The sequence below is a fragment of the Bacteroides sp. An19 genome (assembly GCF_002160215.1).
Lineage (GTDB): Bacteria > Bacteroidota > Bacteroidia > Bacteroidales > Bacteroidaceae > Phocaeicola > Phocaeicola intestinalis.
Genome location: NZ_NFKD01000144.1, coordinates 1 through 870, shown reverse-complemented (window position 1 = coordinate 870; position 870 = coordinate 1). Strand labels below are relative to the sequence as shown.

The 870-nt window shown below is 38.7% G+C and carries 1 protein-coding gene and 1 pseudogene; both read right to left on the bottom strand.

From position 1 onward, the window contains the following. Window positions 1-373 precede the first annotated feature (373 nt). Window positions 374-592 carry a hypothetical protein gene (locus B5F25_RS20915; protein WP_087251755.1) on the bottom strand — a complete coding sequence of 73 codons (219 nt, stop codon included), beginning with the start codon at window positions 590-592 and terminating at the stop codon, window positions 374-376. 62 nt (window positions 593-654) lie between these two features. After that, a pseudogene (locus tag B5F25_RS20910) lies at window positions 655-870 on the bottom strand (group II intron reverse transcriptase/maturase); the annotation flags it as partial.

Here is an 870-nt window from a genome sequence, read left to right as displayed (position 1 = left end):
CAGGCTCAGGGCGAACAACTTTGTAGAAAACATCTTTTCCACATGTATGGCACTGCATAATCTCAGAATTAAAATCAACCCTTGGAACTATCATAACTAATTTACATAAACTCTAATATCCTCAGTTATGTCAAACGCAGTGAGTCATACGAAACGATTGGGGGACTTTTTACTGAAATTACAAAGGACTCTGTTGAACTTTCAGTGGCAGAGAAAATCTGGCTGCTGATTATAGAAGTCATAAACGTTATTGCCGAGGTACTCAACTGTGACATTATGGTTCTGATAGAACAGGTAATATCAAACGACAAACAAATCAGAGCAGTGAAACTGGCCTTTGACAAACTCGCGGTTGCTGCCTGACAGGCTAAAATCACTTGCGAAACTTAAGCTTGGATTCAGGATGATATTTTTCCAATTTATCTTTGATGGATTTGAGCTCATAAATATCTCCAGCTTTGTACAACTCATCAATGTTTGAGCATAATTTTTCTGGGCTATTTCTGTAGCCTTCAAGTTCTGGCATTACCTTATTCAAAGAGTCTCTGAGTTGAGTAACTTCAGATGTCAGACTTTGAATTTTACGCTCCATTTCCCCGTTATTACAAGAAGAAATAATGGTACTACATGTAATTAAAATGAGATATTTTATTAAGAACCGTCCATCAAGGAAAGGATGAGCGCATCTTTATTGGCTGATAGCCATGAAAACAATTGTTCACATGACATCTTGTCGATACCGCCACAGCCCTTGTTACCAATCACTGCCTTATAGGCTCGATTAAGATTGGCAGGACTCAGGATTTGCTCGAAAAGGTGTTCCTTGTCGAATGGTACTTCCACGATGTTGTCTTCACACATCCACATGAA